Raw genomic sequence first — 19,521 nt, forward strand, 5'->3', positions numbered from 1 at the left:
AATTAAATATGAATTTTAGCAATGGAGCTAGAGAATATTATAATATTTCTTTAGCTTTTTATTTTTAGATTGAAATTTATTCCATATATGTATATTTATAGATATACATTGTGTCTTATTCTGTATTTTTGTATTGACAATTTATCATTTATAATCTAAACTTTTTTTAAAATTATTAATTTTTTTAGTTAGTTAATAACACTTTAAATAAATGTTGTGTATTCTGAAAGGAGATTTTATTAATGAACAAAATCAATGAAATTTTTGGTTCAAACGTATTTAGCGATGCTGTAATGAAAGAACGTCTTCCAAAGGCTACTTATAAAGCTTTAAAAAAGACAATTGAAAGAGGAACTTCTCTTGCACCAGATGTTGCAGACGTTGTTGCTTCTGCAATGAAAGATTGGGCTGTTGAAAAAGGTGCTACTCACTTTACTCACTGGTTCCAACCAATGACAGGAATCACTGCAGAAAAACATGATTCTTTTATCAACCCAACTTCTGACGGAAAAGTAATACTTGAATTCTCAGGAAAAGAATTAATTAAAGGTGAACCAGATGCATCTTCATTCCCTAACGGGGGGCTTAGAGCTACTTTCGAAGCTAGAGGATATACTGCATGGGATTGTACTTCACCAGCATTTATTAAAGATGATTCTTTATGTATTCCTACTGCATTCTGCTCTTATAACGGAGAAGCTTTAGACAAAAAAACTCCATTATTAAGATCAATGGAAGCTTTAGATAAACAAGCTCTACGTGTTTTAAAAGCATTAGGTAATACTACTACTAAAAAAGTTATTACAACTGTAGGTCCTGAACAAGAATATTTCTTAATCGATAAGAAAATGTATGATGCTCGTAAAGACCTTATATTAACTGGAAGAACATTATTCGGAGCAAAACCTTCAAAAGGTCAAGAACTTGAAGATCATTACTTCGGAACATTAAAACAAAGAATTTCTGATTTCATGAAAGAGTTAGACGAAGAACTTTGGAAGCTTGGAATATTAGCTAAAACTAAACATAACGAAGTTGCTCCTGCTCAACATGAATTAGCTCCTATATTTAGTACAACAAATATATCAACTGACCACAACCAACTTACAATGGAAATAATGAAGAAAGTTGCTGCAAAACACGACTTATACTGCTTACTTCACGAAAAACCATTTGCTGGAGTAAATGGATCAGGTAAGCATAACAACTGGTCAATGGGTACTGATGACGGAATGAACCTTCTTGAACCAGGTAACTCTCCACACGAAAATCAACAATTCCTTTTATTCCTTTGTGCTGTAGTAAAAGCTGTTGATGAATATCCAGACTTGTTAAGAGTATCAGCTGCTAATGCTGGAAATGATCACAGATTAGGTGCTAATGAAGCTCCTCCAGCTATAATCTCTATATTCTTAGGAGATCAATTAGAAGATGTATTAGAACAAATTGAAAAAGGACCAGCTACAAGCTCTAAATCTTCAAGCGAATTAACTATTGGAGTTAATACATTACCTCCACTTCCAAAAGATGCAACTGACAGAAACAGAACTTCTCCATTTGCATTCACTGGAAACAAATTCGAATTTAGAATGGTTCCATCTTCAGCTTCAATCGCTGGATGTAACTTTGTTTTAAATACAATAGTTGCTGAAACTTTATCTGAAATTGCAGATAAACTTGAAAAAGCTACTGATGTAAATGCTGAAATTCAAGTAATTTTAACTGATATCGTTAAAAACCATAAGAGAGTAATCTTCAATGGTAACGGATATTCAGATGAATGGGTTGTAGAAGCTGAAAGAAGAGGACTTCCAAACATTAAATCTACAGTAGAAGCTGCTAAAGCTATGATTTCTGAAAAGAATCAAGCAGTTTTAGAAAAACACGGAGTTCTAACTAAAGTAGAAGCAGAATCTCGTTATGAAATAACTCTTGAAAACTACAATAAGATTATAAATATTGAAGCATTAACAACACTTGAAATGGCTAAACGTCAAATCATGCCAGCTGTAATTCAATATACTACAAGTCTTGCTGAATCAATAAACACTATAAAAGCTACTGGTGTAAGTGTTGACGTATCAGTTCAGAGTGAATTATTGACTGAAGTTTCATCATTATTGTCTTCATTGAATAAAAATGTAGCACTTCTTGAAAAAGTAGTTGAAAAAGCTGATAACTTTGACGGTGATATATTCGATTTAGGAATGATATACAGATACGAAGTATTCGAACAAATGAATACTTTAAGAGAATATGCTGATAAGCTTGAAACTATAGTTGATGAAGATTTCTGGCCAATACCAACTTATGGCGATATGCTATTCAACATTTAATATAATATTTCTAAAGACAAAAAAAGAGTACTTCTTAAATGAAGTGCTCCTTTTTTTAGGATTTAGCTTGATTAGATATTATTTTAATTAGTATTTTCTCAATCCTTGAATCATCATCTTCAGGAAGCCCTGTTACAAATCGTCCACCATGGACATTAAAAACACTGGTGCCACGGGATTATTTTGAGCTTTATAAAATAAACAACGAGTTTTGCCATCTCTCTTTGGAATAAAAATCTCTTTCCCTAAGGATATCACAATAAACTAAAGAAAGTAGGAACATTATCGTTCCTACTTTTCTCTACAATAATCAATATGTCGCATTCTCACTTCTGTCTTAAAAACTATAATACATAACACCAAATTCTTTATTCAAATCATGTTTTCTAATTTCGATTAATAAAATTATATAAAGCTCCTATAAGATTTGCATCATTTCTAAATTCGCATCGAATAACATTTGGTTTTGGAACATCAGATATAAAGTTCTTATGATATTTATCAACGTTTTTCTTGATATATTCAATTAGTATATCCTGGCTACTTATCCCACCACCAATTGCAAACACTTCTGGATCTAAAATACATTGTAAGTTAAAAATTTGAACTGCTAGTTTATACGTAAAATCATCCAATACTTTGAGAATATCCTCATCACAATTATTAGCATACTCAAACACTTTATATCCATCTAGTTCTTCTGCTGACATGTTCTTTGATTTTGCGGCAGCTTCAATTAGAGACTTAGAACCACTCAAATGTCCCCACCAGCTTCCGTTTCCCTCAATATTATTAACATCAGTAGCGGTGAAACTAAACTCACCTGCAAAGAAATTCTTTCCCTTGTGTAATTTTCTATCTTTTATGATTCCTCCACCAACTCCGGTTCCGAGAACAATAACTACACCATCATTACAATCTTTCAGGCTTCCTTTCCATACTTCAGCTAAAGCCGCACATTTACCATCATTCTCTATTGTTATTTTAGTAGGACATCTCTCTTGCAGAATTTTTACAATTTCTTTTCCTTCGTTATAGGTCAATGAACCACCTGTGTAGGTATAGCCCTTTTCACTATCTAGAACTCCAGGCATACTTATAGCTATTCCTTCTATTTCATTCTTATACTCATCATATATTTTTCCTACTACTTCGATAAAGCTTTCAATACAATCGTGCGGTGTTGGTTCATTTCCCTTCTCAACAAATTCTAATTCACTGGTCATAAGTGCATATTTAATAGCACTGCCTCCAATATCTAAAACTAAATATTTCATCTTTCCACCCCATTTACTAAATTTTTTAATGATATTTCTATTAATAATATCGTTTACCTAAATTTATCATAAATTAATTAATAAACATTTTCAATAAATATATTCGTACAACAATCCATTTATTGAATCAAACATACTCTGAATTAAGTGCATAAAAATAAACTAGAATATATACATTTATCTAATATTTCGTATATACTCTAGTTCTTTTATAAAATTACTTTATATATTGTATTTAAATTTTATAGATATTTCTTTCATTTCACCTTTAGAGTTCTTTCTGATTGCGAATTGCTTTATATCCTTAAATTCATTTTCTAGTTGATAATTCAATTCTGTAATCGTAGCTTTGGCTTTCTTGGTTATTCCTCCATCTTCTATAACTACAAATCTTGTCTTTCTACAAGTTGTTTCATTATTCAAGTCATCTAGTACTACATAATATTCAGGTGCTTCCTCAATTACTACGTATTCCTTATTTAAAATTAGTGTTGAACAAAGATTATTATCAATACATTTTACTTTCATTTTTGCCTCCGTTTATGCAAAAAACTAATAAAAAATTCTATATTTATTATTAGACCTTTCACATTTTCATCTTATTTTATTAATACTATGATACTTTAAATTATCAATTCTTTCAAATCAATCACTTATCAAATTCGTCAATATTTCAAGTTTATATGGCAATTTGTATAGTTGTAATTGTTTTGTATTCTGAATCTTATAAAATCAATAGGTTTATGAAATTATCTTATGTCTTTATTCCTGTAAACTAAGAATATTCCATAACAAACTAATATTAATGCTATTAATATCTTAATATCAAAAATATCTTCTCCTAGTATTAACGCTGATAATAACGTGCCGAATACTGGTATTAAAAAATTAAATATCGAAATTATTCCTACCTTGTTATATTTCAGTAATTGAGTCCAAACAACAAAGGCAATTGAAGATAATAATGCCATGTATACTAAAAGTAATGTTGACTTCATTGTAAATCCTTCTAGGCTTCCTCCTAAAATAAATCCTAAGACTGTTAATATAACTCCTCCAATAAATAACTGAAAACCTGTTACTATTGAAGGTTCTTGAGCCTGCGTTATTTTCTTACCATATATTGCTGAGATAGCAAATATAATCGCGGCGACCATTATAAACCCTTCCCCTTTAAAAGTTACAGGTGCCCCCCCTAATGACTCTCCATTTAAATTAACAATTATTACCCCTAAAAATCCAACAATACATCCTATTATCTTATTGAAATTTAGTTTGTCATTCTTATAAATGAAATGAGCCAGGATTATACTCGCAAAAGTTCCTATACCATTTATTATTGAACCTCTTACTCCTGTAGTATATGACATTCCCACATAGAAAAATATGTATTGAAGTGCAGTTTGCGTTAATCCTAATAAAGTTACTTGTCCAAATTGTTTTGCTGTAAAACTAAATATAGTTTTCTTTGTAATAAACTCAAATATAAGTATAAAAATCCCTGCAAGTGTAAATCTATATCCCGCAAAAACTAACTTAGAACCTATATCAATTATATTAAATAATAAGTATCCAACTTTAATAGAAGGATAGGCACTTCCCCATAAAAGGCAACATAAAGTTGCCAAAAGTACAATGTTTTTTCTATTGGTATAAAATTTTGTTTTATCCATTTTGTATATTTCTCTCTCCTAATTAGTGTAATAATAAACATTACAGACTTATTTCTGTCCTGCATTTATTCTAATTCTATCTAATACTTCCATAACACGAATTGACTCATCTAGAGGTAAGCAATCACTTTGCAATTTTGAATCTCTTAAACTATTATGTACCTCTTGAATTTCTGCATACATATCATCAAATTCTATTTCTTTTTCAATTGTATATGGCTGATTACCATCTATGTTGACTGTAACCATACTTGGTCTATTATAAATTGGTATTTCTATGAAACCTTTTGTTCCTTTAATAATAGCAGTTCTTTCCTTATTTCTATCAATAGCTCCTTCTACAGTGCCTATTACTCCATTTTTAAAAGTAATTGTTGCTTTAAAATAAGCATCAACTTCCGACTCATTTATATCCATATAAGAGTTAACCTCATTAACTTCCGAGTCAATCATATCCATAACAAATGACAATGGATAAATTCCTACATCAAGTAGCGCCCCGCCTTGTTTCTTATCAAGCAAATATGATCCTGGATTAATATTCTCTACATGATTACAAAAATTAGCTTCTATAGCTACAATTTCACCAATCTCGTTATTCTTTATTATCTCTTTAATCTCATGAACTAATGGAATAAATCTTGTTTTCATTGCTTCCATAAAAAATGTATTATTTAATAAAGCTTCCGTTTTTATTTCTTTCATCTCTTCTGCATTTAAACCTACTGGCTTTTCACACAAAACAGCCTTTTTACGCCTTAAAGCTTCAATAGACCAATATTTATGTGAACCATGAGGCAAAGCTATATAAACAGCATCTATCTCATTATCATTTAATAATTGATCATAATCTTCGTATACTTTTTCACAATTATATTTATTATGAAATGCATCGCGTTTTTCTTTAGTTTTAGATGCAATAGCATATAGCTTCCCTTCATTTGTATACGACAAACTCTTCGCAAAACGTGAAGCTATATTCCCTAGTCCAATAATTCCCCATCTAATCATTATTTTCCCTCCTATTTGTAACTTTTTTTATAAACCACCCTATATAATAACTATATCATATTTTTCATAAGCGTATGTTATTAACCAATATTTTAATATTAAAATACCTATAACTTTCAGCTAAATCACAGAAAAGCACAAGTAAAGTACCACTTTATAATTATTGACTCGTCTCAAGTAGAAAAGTCTTAAGAATAAATATACTTTTATTCTTAAGACTTTTCATAAATCAATATATTAATTATACTTCTACAGACTCATCAATATCTTTCATTGTTAACGATATTCTCTTTCTCTTTTCATCAACTTCTAGTATTGCAACCTTGACTATATCTCCAACCTTAACAATATCTAAAGGATGCTTTACAAATCTATTTGCCATTTGGCTCTTATGAACTAGACCATCTTGATGGACTCCGATATCTACAAAAGCACCAAAATCTGATACATTTCTAACAGTTCCAGCTAAAACCATTCCAGGCTTTAAGTCCTTAAGTTCTATTATTCCTGTTTTAAGTATTGGCTTTGGCATTCCTTCTCTCGGATCCCTACCTGGTTTCTTTAATTCCTTGATTATATCCTTTAAAGTAAGTTCTCCAACTTCTAAAGTTTGACTTAACTTCTTTAATCCTTGTTCTTCTGCTCTTTCATCAATATCGCCTAATTTATTGTTTTTTAAATCCTCTTTATTATAGCCAAGTATCTCTATTAGTTTTTTAGCTATATCATAAGATTCTGGATGAACTGAGGTATTATCTAGAGGTTCTTTACTCTCATCAACTCTTAAGAAACCTGCACATTGTTCATATGCTTTTTGACCTAATCTCTTAACTTTTAGCAATTCTTTTCTTGAAGTAAAATGACCAACTTCTTCTCTATAATCAACAATATTTTTAGCTATAGTTGCATTTATTCCTGAAATATGTGTTAAGAGTGATGGTGTTGCAATGTTTAAATCAACTCCAACAGTATTAACCGAATCTTCTACTACACCTGCCAAAGATTCTTCTAATTTTTTAGGAGTAACATCGTGTTGATACTGTCCTACCCCTATAGCTTTCGGATCTATTTTTACTAACTCAGCCAGTGGGTCCTGAAGTCTTCTTCCTATTGATATAGCACCTCTTACTGTAACATCTAGATCTGGATATTCTTTGGTTGCAAGTTCTGATGCTGAATAAACTGACGCCCCAGCTTCAGATACAATAACATATGCTAATTCCTTACCATTTTCTTTTTTTATCTCAGTAATCATTTCAGCAATAACTTCTTCAGATTCTCTTGAGGCTGTTCCATTTCCGAGCGAAATAACATCAACGTTATGTTTAGCAATAAGAACTTTCAAGGTTCTCTTAGTTCCCTCTATATCTCTTTTAGGTACTGTTGGATATACTGCTGTATTTTCTAAAAACTTTCCTGTTGCATCTAATATGGCAATTTTACATCCTGTTCTAAATCCAGGGTCATATCCCATTACTACTTTTCCTTTGATTGGAGCTTGCAGCAATAATGCTTTAAGGTTTTCTTTGAAAATCTTAATAGCACCTTCTTCACCGATATCAGTTAACTCACTTCTTATTTCTCTTTCTATTGATGGGTAAATTAATCTTTTCAATGAATCTTTAATTGCAAGTTTTAGCTTTTCATCTAAAACTGCATCACCCTTAAATATTTGATTTTCTAAGTATTTAATTATCTTCTCTTCATTAGCTGTGATTTTAACACTTAGAATCTTTTCTTTTTCTCCTCTGTTTATAGCTAATATCCTGTGAGGAGGTATTTTATTTACTGCTTCTGAATATTCATAATACATTTCATAAGGAGTTGGCTCTTCTGAGCTTCCCTTTGATTCTATATTACCTTCTCTAACAACAAATTCTCTTATATACTTTCTATACTTAGCTTCATCAGAAATGTTTTCAGCTATTATATCTAAAGCTCCTTGAATAGCTTCTCCACTATTTGCTACGCCTTTTTCTTCACTTATATATTTAGCTGCCTCTTCATCTAAGTTACCACTAAATTTTCCTTCTAAAATTAGTTCTGCAAGAGGTTTTAATCCCTTTTCTGCAGCTATTGTTGCTTTTGTTCTCTTTTTAGGTTTAAACGGTCTGTATATATCTTCAACTTCTGTTAAAGTCGTTGCACTTTCTAGGGCATTACCTATCTCTTCTGTAAACTTTTCTTGTTCTTGTATAAGCCTTGTGACATCAGCTTTTCTTTCTTCTAAATTCCTCAAATATGTAAGTCTCTCAGATAATTTTCTTAATACTTCATCCGAAAGCCCTCCTGTTGCTTCTTTTCTATATCTTGAAATAAACGGAACTGTATTTCCATCATCTAAAAGTCCAATAACATTTTGAACTTGACTTAGTTTTATTTCTAGCTCTTGTGCGATTCTTTCTTCAATTGAATTCATAACTTCCTCCATCTTAATATAGACTTATTACTAAAATAATTATTGCCATCATAATACTATTTTACCATACAAATTATTATTGCCATTACTATTTTTAGCAATGGCAATAATCTTATATATATTAATATTATAAACTTATTTAAATTCAAGGCAAGAATTAAATATTTTTTTCATCAACAGTAGTTTTTACATCAAGCTGTTCACCTTTTTTATATATTGTTATTATTAATTTTCTCAAATCATTTTTATTTAAATTATCATATACTGCTATTTCTTGTTTTTCATTATCCATAAAATAATGTAACTTAAGCTCTGTTGTTTTATGCAAATAACTTAAAATCAAAGTTTTAGCTACTTGCCCATCTTTTCTTATATTTGATATTTTTAAAGGGTGCTTTTCTATCCCCTCAAAACTTAAGTATATGTCTTCTAAGTCCTCACCGGTCATGTTTTTAATAAGAATATCTTTTGCGCCTGGTATATTAAAATACATATTTAATCCCTCCAATTTTTATTGAATCAGTATAGAAGAATGAATACCATGGATATATGTTATTCCAAGGCCCAAAAGCAATATTAATCCGAAATAACCTAGAGCAAACATCCACCTCATCGTTGCCTTTACTTCATAATACAATTTGTCTGGATTTCTATATTGCTCAATAACTTTCACAATCCCAAGTACTAGTAACATTAATATAATAGGATTAAATGCTTTAAAAAGAGCGATTATACCTATTGGTATTCCCATTAACCATAACTTAGGTGATATTGCTGATACAATTCTCCCCCCGTCAAGTGGATGAACAGGTATAAGGTTAAACAAATTTAACATAAATCCTGTATAAGCTAACGCCATTAAAACGTCTTCTTTTAAAATATAATATAACAACAAACAAATTAATGAGCCAAGACTTCCAACTAACGGTCCCCCAATTGCAACCTTTGCCTCTGTCACTGCATTTTTTGGTTCTTCCTTTAGACTGATTAAAGCCCCTACAAAAGGAATAAATATAGGTACACCTACATCTAATTTAATAGCTTTCGCAGTTAAGTAATGGCCCATTTCATGGATAAATAACAATAACACAAAACCACTTGCAAATGTCCATCCATATGTCTTAGCATATATTACAATCATTAATAACATGGATGCAATAGTAGATATAAATTTTCCTAACTTCAAGAATATAAATATAAATTTAAATTTCACTAAAATAAATATAATTGCTGATTTAAATTTTATAAGAATTAAGAGGACTGCTCCTAAAACACCCCAAAAACCTTTTTTATTTTTTAGTTTTGTTATTAGATTATCTTTTTCTTTTGTATCTAATACATTTAAGTTAGTTATCTCTTTCTCTTCATATAGACCATTATTTATTTCTTTATTTACATTTGAATTAATATCTTTCATTTCACTCTCAAAATTATCCATACTGGCTCCTTATTATATGCTTATAATTTTTTAATTAGAGTCTTGTTTAAAATTAAATTCTCAAATTGATATCTTTATCAAAACTTTCTCTTAAGCAAATTTTATTTTTAGTTATGAATCTAATAAAAAAAATAATTCCAATAGAAAACAACACAGTTCCTGATATTGCATTCATAATAATGTAGTCCGATGTCAAAGTAACATATTCAGTTTTAAATCCTTGAAAAGGAATTAATACTAACATATATAACAAACCATTTATAGTACAAATTAACATAGGCATAAGAATATTTTCGTATTTTATATATAAAATACAATTAATAACTCCTAATGCTAAATTGCCTATCATTTCTGGGCAGAGATTAATAGCAGAAAAAATTATAGAAGATACAATCAATCCAGCATAAATGTTAAGTTTCTTTGAAATCCTTTTGAATAAAACATATCTAAATGTTAATTCATCAATAACTGGTGATAAGATGACTACTATTATAAAACACATCCAATAATCGGTCGTAGAATTTATAGTCAAAGGGATATCATTTATAAAATCATTTGCGAAACTTGGGTCAATTAAATATAGTAAATCAATTATTAGTTTACTTCCTCCTACATTTAGGCATGTGAAAAATGATATAATACAAATAATTTCTTTGACATTTAATTTAATTTTAAAATCATTATATAAATTAATTATTTTTTCTTTAGACGGCTTAACCTTGTAAATTAGCATGGAAAATAATATAATACCTGATTGCATACATAATTTATTCATATCACTATTACTAATTTCTCCATCTGCACTTGATAATATAAAAAACGATGCTATTATTAAAGTTACAATTGTAATTAAATATATAACCACGACATTCCTAATTTTAACTTCATTAAAATCGCTATCAAATTTCAAAATTTCAACACCTTTCCTAACCATTTTCTATAGCAATGCCTCTCTATAGTTTATACTAAGAGCATAATGCATCAGAATCCTATTCCAATATAACCCACTATACTTAGTATAAATATATCCTGTTAAATACTACTTACAATAATATTAAATTAACCTTAAAATACTATATAAAAAATAAGTTGTTGCGCTAAGTCTTTAGGTTTAGATCTTATTCTTAAATACAACAAGCGGTAACATTATTTCAAAAGTTGTTCCGATGCCACTATCTATAATTCTAATATCACCATCGTGCTTATTTAGAATTTTTTTTGTGATTGATAATCCAAGCCCAGTTCCACCGGTTTTAGAATTCCTTGATTTATCAACTCTAACAAATGGATTAAATATATTTTCTCGATACCTTATAGGAATACTATCACCATTGTCAGATAAAATAATGTAAAAACTATTATCTCTGATCTCAGTCTTTATACCAATTTTCCCACCTGCTTGCGTATATTTAATTTTATTATCCAATACATTATTGATTGCTCTTGATAATTTTTCTTCATTTATCATTACATAATAAGGCTCTTCCGTTATATCAAAATCATATTCAAATTTTTTATGATCAAATTCAGGAATATAATTAGCAATAGTTTGCCTTATAAATTCTGATATATCAGCCTTTACAGTAACCATTTTATAATCAGAATTATCATATAAAGAGAACTCAAATAAATCTGTTATTAATTTATTTGCCCTCTGTGAGTTATTATTTATTATATTTAAGTATTCCAACTTTTCATCTTCTTTTAAATCTCTATTATTAACTAAAGTTTCGCTATAACCCAAAATAGATGCAAGGGGATTTTTCAAATCATGAGATATGTCTAATATTAAATCCTCTTTGGCCTTTTCTAACTTTTCTCTCTGACTTTTCTCATTTTGTATTGTTTCTGCCATCATATTAAATCCATTAGCTAACTCAAGAAATTCATTTTTCTTATCAATATCAAGTCTTACATTATAGTTACCATGAGATATTTCCATAACCCCGCTTAATAATGTTCTTATTGGATTTATGAATGCTGTTGAAGTAGCCTTAGCCAGAGCATATACAACTGACAAAATTAACATTATATTAAAAAAACTCATTATCTTTATTAATAAATTATGTGGAATTATATTTGTGATCTTATTCGGTTTTGTAACTTGTGAATATGGAAATCCAACCACAACTAATGAATCTTCTTCTTTTATGTATCTGCTATACAAAGAATACTTAACATTATTGCTTGTATCAATTATTGAATTATTAAATTCTGATAATGCAAACATAGTTCTAAGATCATCATTTAGTGAGTTCTCATTGTCCTTTGTTAGTCCAAATAGATACATATAACTTTGTAAATTTATATGTTTAAATTCTTCAATAACATGCCCTCTGGAGTAGAACACTATATTCCGATTATTTATTTTTATCATAAATCCATCTATCTCATCTAGATCTTCATCGGTTATATCGTTATAATCATTTTTTAATTTATCTTCTAATTCCTTGAAATAAGATGTGTATGTACGAGGGTTACATAAAATTTCATATGCTGCAATAGAACCAATAACAGCTGCTAGTAATATCAAATTAATAGCTATATATCCTATAAAATATATAAAAAATAGCTCTGTCGTAACACTTCTTTTTATCCTTTTAGCCCTCATTAACATTTACCCTTTCAATTTTATACCCTATTCCTCTTATAGTTTTTATATAAACGGGATTCTTAGGATCATCTTCTATCTTCTCTCTAATATGACTTAAATGAACCATAATATTATTTGAATCCCCAAAATACGCATCTTCCCATACTTCTTCATAGATTTGTTTCTTAGTAAATACTTTCCCTAAATTTGAAACCAATAACTTGAGTATTTTAAATTCTTTTGGATTTAAATCTATCTTTTTATTTCCCTTATAAACTTCAAATGTCTCAGTAAATAACTTCAAATCACCTGTTGAATAAATTATATCTTTATGTTCAGCATATTTATAACATCTTCTAAGGTTAGAAGCCACTCTAGCAGATAATTCAATTGGACTTATAGGTTTTACTAAATAGTCATCTGCTCCAAGTCCTAAAGCCAAAACTTTATCGGAATCATTACCCATTGCTGTAATACAAATTATTGGAATAGTAGAGACAGCTCGTACTCTTTGTATTACTGAAATCCCATCGATATCAGGCATCATTATATCTAATAAAATCAAGTCAATCTTTTCATTTTCAAATATCGTTAAGGCTTCTCTTCCGTCACATGCCTCATAAACCTCGTAATTTTCTTTTCTCATATGTAAAGAAATAAGATTTCTAATATCTTTTTCATCTTCAACTATTAGAATATTCATATATTCAACTCCTCAATTAATTCTGAGTATATTTTATCATACATTTATACTATTTATAGGAATTAATTTCAATTTTTAATTTCTTTACTATTCGTTTAATTGAAAATGCTATTTTATATTAAATTCTTATTGCCCAGACAAAAATTCAACTGTATAATTATTATGTAAATATTTCCAAGGTGGTGGGGTTATGGTTAAAAATATTAGTAGAATATGTTCTTTTTCTTTATTATTTTTACTTTCAATTATTGCTTTAAATGAATTTCAGATAATGAGTTATTCAGGCAACCTAAAAAATATATTTTACTTTATAACATTAATTTTAATTATGTTTTCATCTGTTACAACACTTCTAACAAATAAGTCAGGTTTCTTTAAATTTGTTAGTGTATTAATAATTGCCGCTTTAGTAGCTGGTGGCGTTATGTCCATACTTAAACCCGGATTAAATATCTCCTTATATGTTTGCGTAATACTCATTGCAATATATTCATTAATAGATATTTTTTATAAAGCTGCTTAATATAATTTTTTTATTTACGTATTTAAATTTTTATTTCTAAATAATTTTCAAAACTTGGTCTGTCAATATTTCATAAAAACTTCTGTTTCTAGCAGAAGTTTTTTTAATAGAAATTTAAAATATTTTTATTTAGAGTATTGCTCATGACGTAACGTCATATGCTATTATTCAATTGAGGTAATAAAAAACTATGAACAGTGAAAATTTAATGACTGTAGGAGAACTAGCATCTAAAATGAATGTTACTGACTGATTTCTTCAACAAAATAAAAACATCTTTTAGTCGTGAAGATTCTGGTCTGATTGACGATTTTTTAGAACAAGCATTATTTAAATACTTCAAAGATAACAATATTGAAGTTCCCAAAATATAGTGGATATAATTTGATCAATATGCATTCTTAATCGTATTTCAAATACTTAGGGGATTCTTATGGACTATCATAGGCTATCTATTACTGAAAGGTTTATCTGTAAATAATAAAATAGAAAGATATATTTTAATGGAATTGCTTTTAAGTATCCCTCTAGCAACGCCTTTATTTGCACCAAATGATTTTATGCCTTCTGGTGTAAGATTTGGGCATTTCTTCGAACTACTTATCGAGAATTTTCTTTTGGGGACTATATTAACTTATTAATTGCCCGAAAACAAAAAATTAAATAAATAGATTCATATATAATAATAAAAAGAGTTAAGAAGCTTTATTTACTTCTCAACTCTTTTTATTATAGATATTTACTATCTTAGTAAGCCATACTAATTACTGCTTTAAATACGCATTTATAAAAATATCTATTTCCCCATCCATCACCGCTGAGACATTTGAAGTTTCAACATTTGTTCTATGGTCTTTAACCATACTGTATGGATGGAACACATATGACCTTATTTGACTTCCCCAACCCATATCTTTTAATTCTCCAGTTAGATCTTCAATTTTTTCCTTATGCGCTCTTTCTTTCAATTCAACCAATTTGGACTTAAGCATTTCCATAGCTGTATCCTTATTAGAAAATTGGCTTCTTTCGTTCTGACATTGTACAACTATACCAGTAGGTAAATGCGTGATTCTAACTGCTGAATCAGTCTTATTTACATGCTGTCCTCCAGCACCTCCTGATCTATAGGTATCAATTCTCAAATCGTCAGACTTTATGTCTATATCCTGCTCTTTTGTAAGCTCTGGCAGTACTTCCATGGACGCAAATGAAGTTTGTCTTTTACCATTAGCATTAAAAGGCGATATTCTAACCAATCTATGAATTCCCTTTTCAGCTTTTAAATATCCATATGCATATTCTCCTGTAACTTTTAATGTTACACTCTTAATCCCCGCTTCATCTCCTGGAAGTAAGTCTATGGTTTCAATACTATAGCCTTGTTTTTCGCACCATCTTGTGTACATTCTCAGAAGCATTTCAGTCCAATCATTCGCATCGGTACCACCCACACCAACATGTAGTGTCAAAATGGCATTATTCTTATCATAATCACCAGACAAGAGCACTTTCATATTATAATCATCTATCTGATTTTCCACTTCTCGTATAGTTTGTATTATTTCATTTGCAGACTCTTCATCGTCATCTTCCATAATTTCTTTCAATACTTCAATATCATCAACTTGAGATTTTAGTCTATCATAATTATCAATTTTGTTCTTTATTGACTTACTCTTCTTTGTAACTTCCTCTGCTCTTTTAACATCATCCCAGAAACCTGGCTCTTGCATTTGACATTCCAATTCATGAAGTTCCTTTTCAAGACCTTCTCTGTCAAAGTGAAGCCCCCATTTCCTCTATAGATTTTTTTATATTAGGAAGCTTTATTAATTCCTTTTCAAGCTCAATAATCATCTATTTTCACCCCTTTTAATCAGTTAACGGTTAGCAAGTAACAGTTTACTTTGATAAAAATTCCGTAGTAATTTCAATTTAAATTGCTACTTAACAATAAAACAACAATTCTTTGAAATCTCTACGGAATTTATTATATCATACTTATTCTTTAAAAACCTCTGAAGTTTTTACTCAACTGTTATCAAGAATTGTAACCTTACTTTAAGCTTCTCTTCCACAACAATTCTTAAATTTCTTTCCACTGCCACATGGACACAATTCATTTCTTCCATGCTTATCAAGATTTCTAACAGGAGCTGCCGGTCCTGAACCTGGTCCACCTGGTTGATTTTGTCCTGGTCCTGGTGCCGCAGCACTTGATGCCTCTGCATGAATTGCTGCTGTTTCTTGAGCAACTCTTACCCTTTCTGGAGCCACTTCTATTTTCACACGGAATAATAGTTTAACTGTTTCTTCCTTGATTGATCTAATCATTTCATTAAACATTTCACTACCTTCCATTTGGTAAGCTTGAACTGGATCAATTTGCTTAAACGATTGAAGTCCAATACCTTGTTTTAGGTGATCCATGTTATCTATATGACTCATCCATTTAGTATCAACTGATCTTAAAAGAACAACTCTTTCAACTTCTCTTAATCTTTCTGGTGTAAATTCTTCTTCTTTTGCCTCATAGAATTTACGTGCAACTTCATAAAGATTTTCAATTATTTCTTCATTTGATAGATTCTCTAAACTTGGTAAGTTAACCAAACCTGCTGGAATACATATTTCTTGTAAGTATACCATTAAGTTTAAAAATTCTTCTCTATAATCTTCTGTTTCACCTGTAATATGAATATTAACAGCTTCTGCAATAATATCTTTTGTCATTGATAATACTTCTTCTTTTACATCTTCACCTTCAAGAACCTCTGATCTTTGTTTATAGATAACTTCTCTTTGAATATTCATTACATCATCGTATCCTAATAATTGCTTTCTAATATCAAAGTTGTTACCTTCAACCTTCTTCTGAGCATTTTCAATAGCCTTTGAAACCATTTTACTTTCAATAGCTTCTTCTTCTTGAAGTCCTAATTTTTCAACAACTCCTTGAATCTTTTCTGATCCAAATATTCTCATTAAATCATCTTCTAATGAAATAAAGAATGTTGATTCACCAGGGTCCCCTTGTCTTCCTGAACGTCCTCTTAATTGGTTATCTATTCTTCTTGATTCATGTCTTTCAGTACCTATTATCTTAAGACCTCCAAGTTCAACTACTCCTTCACCAAGCTTAATATCAGTACCTCTACCAGCCATATTAGTAGCTATAGTAACCATACCCTTTTCACCTGCGTGACTTATTATTTCAGCTTCTTGTTCATGAAATTTAGCATTTAATACTTGATGTGGCACTCCCTTTTTCTTAAGCATGCTTGAAACAAGTTCTGATTTTTCGATACTTACTGTACCAACCAGTACCGGTTGACCTTTAGCATGAGCTTTTTCTACCTCTGAAGCAACTGCTTTAATTTTTCCAAGCTCAGTACTGAATACTAAATCCGGATTATCTTTTCTTGCGATTGGTCTATGTGTTGGTATAACAATAACATCTAATCCGTAAATTTCTCTGAATTCATTTTCTTCAGTTAATGCAGTACCAGTCATACCTGCTAATTTTTTATACATTCTGAAGTAATTTTGGAATGTAATAGTAGCTAACGTTTTTGATTCTCTTGCAATCTTGACACCTTCTTTTGCTTCTATTGCTTGATGAAGACCATCTGAATATCTTCTACCTTCCATGAGTCTTCCTGTAAATTCATCAACGATTATTACTTCTCCATCTTTAACCATGTAGTCTTTATCTCTTCTCATGGCAAAGTTTGCTTTTAAAGCTTGAGTTACATAATGTTGTAATTCAATATTTTCAGCATCAGCATAATTCTTAACATTAAATGTAGCTTCTGCTTTTCTAACACCTTCATCAGTTAACATTACTGCATTAGCTTTTTCATCTCTAGTGAAGTCTCTTTCTTCAAGTAATTTCTTTGCGAAGTAATCAGCAACCTTATAAAATTCAGTAGATTTTTCACCTTGACCTGAAATTATAAGTGGAGTTCTAGCTTCATCGATTAAAATAGAGTCAACCTCATCGACTATTGCAAAATTTAATGGTTTTTGAACTCTTTCTTCTTTGTAAATAACCATGTTGTCTCTTAAATAGTCAAATCCAAATTCATTATTAGTTCCATAAGTTATATCTGATCCATATGATTCTCTTCTTTGATCATTATTTAATTCATGTACAATAACACCTGTAGTCAATCCTAAGAAACCATATAATTGACCCATCTGTTCAGCATCTCTTTTAGCAAGGTAGTCATTAACTGTTACTATGTGAACTCCATTTCCACTTAATCCGTTCAAATATGCTGGTAATGTTGCAACTAAAGTTTTACCTTCACCTGTTTTCATTTCTGATATTCTTCCTTGGTGAAGTATCATACCTCCCATAAGTTGTTCATCATAATGTTTCATTCCTAAAACCCTTGCAGATGCTTCTCTTACAACCGCAAATGCTTCTGATAGAATATCATCTAAAGTCTCTCCATTTGCTAATCTTTCTTTGAATTCAAAAGTCTTTGCTTTTAATTCTTCATCTGAAAGTTTTTGCATTGCCTCGTCTAAATCATTTATTTTTTGTATACTAGGTCTAAGCCTCTTAACTTCTCTTTCACTATATGTTCCAAATACGGCATCTAATAGTCCCATAATGTCATCCTTTCGAAATTCTATATTTCACACTAATTTCTAAAATATATTTGATAAATTCAATTTATAAATCACGTATTCTATAATTATAGCATTTTATTTATCTTCTTTTCAATAAAACTCATGATTTTTGTATTAAATCCTATATAAAACATCTAATTTTAATTCTTTTTTAATATTTTGCTCACATTTTATTAATAATAAATGTGAATATTGGAATTAAAAATTCCATATTATGCAGGTTGATTTATTACAAGATTTTCTCTACTCACACGCAATATAAAAACTGTTCGAAATGTGAGTTAAACTCACATTTCGAACAGTCATATTCATGAATTTTATATAAATTCTGGTTCTAACAAACCATAATCTCCATCTTTTCTTTTATAAATTACATTCACCTTACTGCTATCAGCATCTTGATATACAAAGAAATTATGTCCCAATAAATCCATTTGAAGAATTGCCTCTTCAGAATTCATTGGTTTTACTCCAAATTTCTTTACTCTAACTAAATTTCCAGACTCCTCATCTGATGGATTGATATCTATATTATTTATTTCTGCAAATTTCAATGATCCACTATGTTTTCTAGACAATCTAGTTTTTTGCTTTCTAATTTGTCTTTCCAATTTATCTTCTACCAAGTCTAATGACTTGTACATATCAGAAGTCGATTCCTCACCTCTTAATACTACCCCATTAAACGGAATCATAACTTCTATTTTATGTCTATTTTTTTGAACACTTAGTGTAACCTTAGCTTCTACGCCCACTTCAAAATACTTTTCCAATTTGCTTATCTTTTTTTGCACTATTTCTCTTAGTGCATCTGTTAGTTCTATATTTTTTGCTATAACTGTGACTTTCATTAATTCCAGCCCCTCTCATATGAAAAAGTTTTTTAAACTTAATATCTTTAAGT

The 19,521-nt window shown here is 29.7% G+C and carries 15 protein-coding genes; 1 reads left to right on the plus strand and 14 read right to left on the minus strand.

Annotated elements, in window-relative coordinates:
- Window positions 1–242 precede the first annotated feature (242 nt).
- Window positions 243–2,336, plus strand: a complete 2,094-nt coding sequence (locus CLCHR_RS06415) for a glutamine synthetase III family protein (RefSeq protein ID WP_079438876.1) — start codon at window positions 243–245, stop codon at window positions 2,334–2,336.
- A gap of 386 nt (window positions 2,337–2,722) precedes the next feature.
- Here the strand turns inward: CLCHR_RS06415 and CLCHR_RS06420 are convergent, their stop codons facing one another.
- From CLCHR_RS06420 to hpf, 14 genes are all read right to left on the minus strand, one after another.
- Window positions 2,723–3,613 carry an ROK family protein gene (locus CLCHR_RS06420; RefSeq protein ID WP_079438877.1) on the minus strand — a complete coding sequence of 297 codons (891 nt, stop codon included), beginning with the start codon at window positions 3,611–3,613 and terminating at the stop codon, window positions 2,723–2,725.
- Between the two features lie 222 nt (window positions 3,614–3,835).
- Window positions 3,836–4,141: a hypothetical protein gene (locus tag CLCHR_RS06425; RefSeq protein WP_079438878.1), complete on the minus strand. Its 306-nt coding sequence runs from the start codon at window positions 4,139–4,141 to the stop codon at window positions 3,836–3,838.
- Between the two features lie 221 nt (window positions 4,142–4,362).
- A complete protein-coding gene (locus CLCHR_RS06430; protein WP_079438879.1) occupies window positions 4,363–5,286 on the minus strand; it encodes a DMT family transporter in 924 nt (307 codons plus the stop codon).
- 48 nt (window positions 5,287–5,334) lie between these two features.
- Window positions 5,335–6,297, minus strand: coding sequence for a Gfo/Idh/MocA family protein (locus CLCHR_RS06435; protein ID WP_079438880.1), 963 nt, complete (start codon window positions 6,295–6,297; stop codon window positions 5,335–5,337).
- Between the two features lie 241 nt (window positions 6,298–6,538).
- Entirely contained in the window at window positions 6,539–8,716 is a 2,178-nt protein-coding gene (locus CLCHR_RS06440) for a Tex family protein (protein WP_079438881.1), read from the minus strand.
- A gap of 157 nt (window positions 8,717–8,873) precedes the next feature.
- Complete coding sequence (locus CLCHR_RS06445) at window positions 8,874–9,209, minus strand: hypothetical protein (protein ID WP_079438882.1); 336 nt, start codon at window positions 9,207–9,209, stop codon at window positions 8,874–8,876.
- An 18-nt stretch (window positions 9,210–9,227) separates the two neighbouring features.
- Window positions 9,228–10,154, minus strand: coding sequence for a site-2 protease family protein (locus CLCHR_RS06450; RefSeq protein ID WP_079438883.1), 927 nt, complete (start codon window positions 10,152–10,154; stop codon window positions 9,228–9,230).
- A 52-nt stretch (window positions 10,155–10,206) separates the two neighbouring features.
- Window positions 10,207–11,064: a CPBP family intramembrane glutamic endopeptidase gene (locus tag CLCHR_RS06455; RefSeq protein WP_079438950.1), complete on the minus strand. Its 858-nt coding sequence runs from the start codon at window positions 11,062–11,064 to the stop codon at window positions 10,207–10,209.
- 201 nt (window positions 11,065–11,265) lie between these two features.
- Window positions 11,266–12,765: a sensor histidine kinase gene (locus tag CLCHR_RS06460; protein ID WP_079438884.1), complete on the minus strand. Its 1,500-nt coding sequence runs from the start codon at window positions 12,763–12,765 to the stop codon at window positions 11,266–11,268.
- Window positions 12,755–13,450: a response regulator transcription factor gene (locus tag CLCHR_RS06465; RefSeq protein ID WP_079438885.1), complete on the minus strand. Its 696-nt coding sequence runs from the start codon at window positions 13,448–13,450 to the stop codon at window positions 12,755–12,757. Before CLCHR_RS06465 ends, CLCHR_RS06460 begins: the two co-directional genes overlap by 11 nt.
- 303 nt (window positions 13,451–13,753) lie before the next feature.
- The gene (locus CLCHR_RS25085; protein ID WP_202117334.1) at window positions 13,754–13,930 is read right to left on the minus strand and encodes a hypothetical protein; all 177 of its coding nucleotides are present in this window, start codon (window positions 13,928–13,930) and stop codon (window positions 13,754–13,756) included.
- Window positions 13,931–14,737: 807 nt separating this feature from the next.
- Window positions 14,738–15,833 (minus strand): peptide chain release factor 2 gene (prfB, locus tag CLCHR_RS06475; RefSeq protein WP_119367975.1). Its coding sequence is split into 2 segments (ribosomal slippage): window positions 14,738–15,754 and window positions 15,756–15,833, totalling 1,095 coding nucleotides; the frame shifts between segments, so codons are not numbered across the junction.
- Between the two features lie 204 nt (window positions 15,834–16,037).
- The gene (secA, locus tag CLCHR_RS06480; protein WP_079438888.1) at window positions 16,038–18,596 is read right to left on the minus strand and encodes a preprotein translocase subunit SecA; all 2,559 of its coding nucleotides are present in this window, start codon (window positions 18,594–18,596) and stop codon (window positions 16,038–16,040) included.
- Between the two features lie 338 nt (window positions 18,597–18,934).
- On the minus strand, window positions 18,935–19,468 hold the full coding sequence (gene hpf / locus CLCHR_RS06485; RefSeq protein ID WP_079438889.1) for a ribosome hibernation-promoting factor, HPF/YfiA family: 534 nt from the start codon (window positions 19,466–19,468) through the stop codon (window positions 18,935–18,937).
- Between the last annotated feature and the right edge of the window lie 53 nt (window positions 19,469–19,521).

Origin of the sequence: Clostridium chromiireducens (genome assembly GCF_002029255.1) — a bacterium.
GTDB lineage: Bacteria > Bacillota > Clostridia > Clostridiales > Clostridiaceae > Clostridium > Clostridium chromiireducens.

Coding starts and splice junctions, on each gene's coding strand:
- CLCHR_RS06420 (WP_079438877.1), bottom strand. CDS start 3,613: ATGAAATATTTAGTTTTAGATATTGGAGGCAGTGCTATTAAATATGCA.
- CLCHR_RS06415 (WP_079438876.1), top strand. CDS start 243: ATGAACAAAATCAATGAAATTTTTGGTTCAAACGTATTTAGCGATGCT.
- CLCHR_RS06430 (WP_079438879.1), bottom strand. CDS start 5,286: ATGGATAAAACAAAATTTTATACCAATAGAAAAAACATTGTACTTTTG.
- CLCHR_RS06425 (WP_079438878.1), bottom strand. CDS start 4,141: ATGAAAGTAAAATGTATTGATAATAATCTTTGTTCAACACTAATTTTA.
- CLCHR_RS06465 (WP_079438885.1), bottom strand. CDS start 13,450: ATGAATATTCTAATAGTTGAAGATGAAAAAGATATTAGAAATCTTATT.
- CLCHR_RS06440 (WP_079438881.1), bottom strand. CDS start 8,716: ATGAATTCAATTGAAGAAAGAATCGCACAAGAGCTAGAAATAAAACTA.
- CLCHR_RS25085 (WP_202117334.1), bottom strand. CDS start 13,930: ATGAGTATTACGCAAACATATAAGGAGATATTTAATCCGGGTTTAAGT.
- hpf (WP_079438889.1), bottom strand. CDS start 19,468: ATGAAAGTCACAGTTATAGCAAAAAATATAGAACTAACAGATGCACTA.
- CLCHR_RS06460 (WP_079438884.1), bottom strand. CDS start 12,765: ATGAGGGCTAAAAGGATAAAAAGAAGTGTTACGACAGAGCTATTTTTT.
- secA (WP_079438888.1), bottom strand. CDS start 18,596: ATGGGACTATTAGATGCCGTATTTGGAACATATAGTGAAAGAGAAGTT.
- CLCHR_RS06445 (WP_079438882.1), bottom strand. CDS start 9,209: ATGTATTTTAATATACCAGGCGCAAAAGATATTCTTATTAAAAACATG.
- CLCHR_RS06435 (WP_079438880.1), bottom strand. CDS start 6,297: ATGATTAGATGGGGAATTATTGGACTAGGGAATATAGCTTCACGTTTT.
- CLCHR_RS06450 (WP_079438883.1), bottom strand. CDS start 10,154: ATGGATAATTTTGAGAGTGAAATGAAAGATATTAATTCAAATGTAAAT.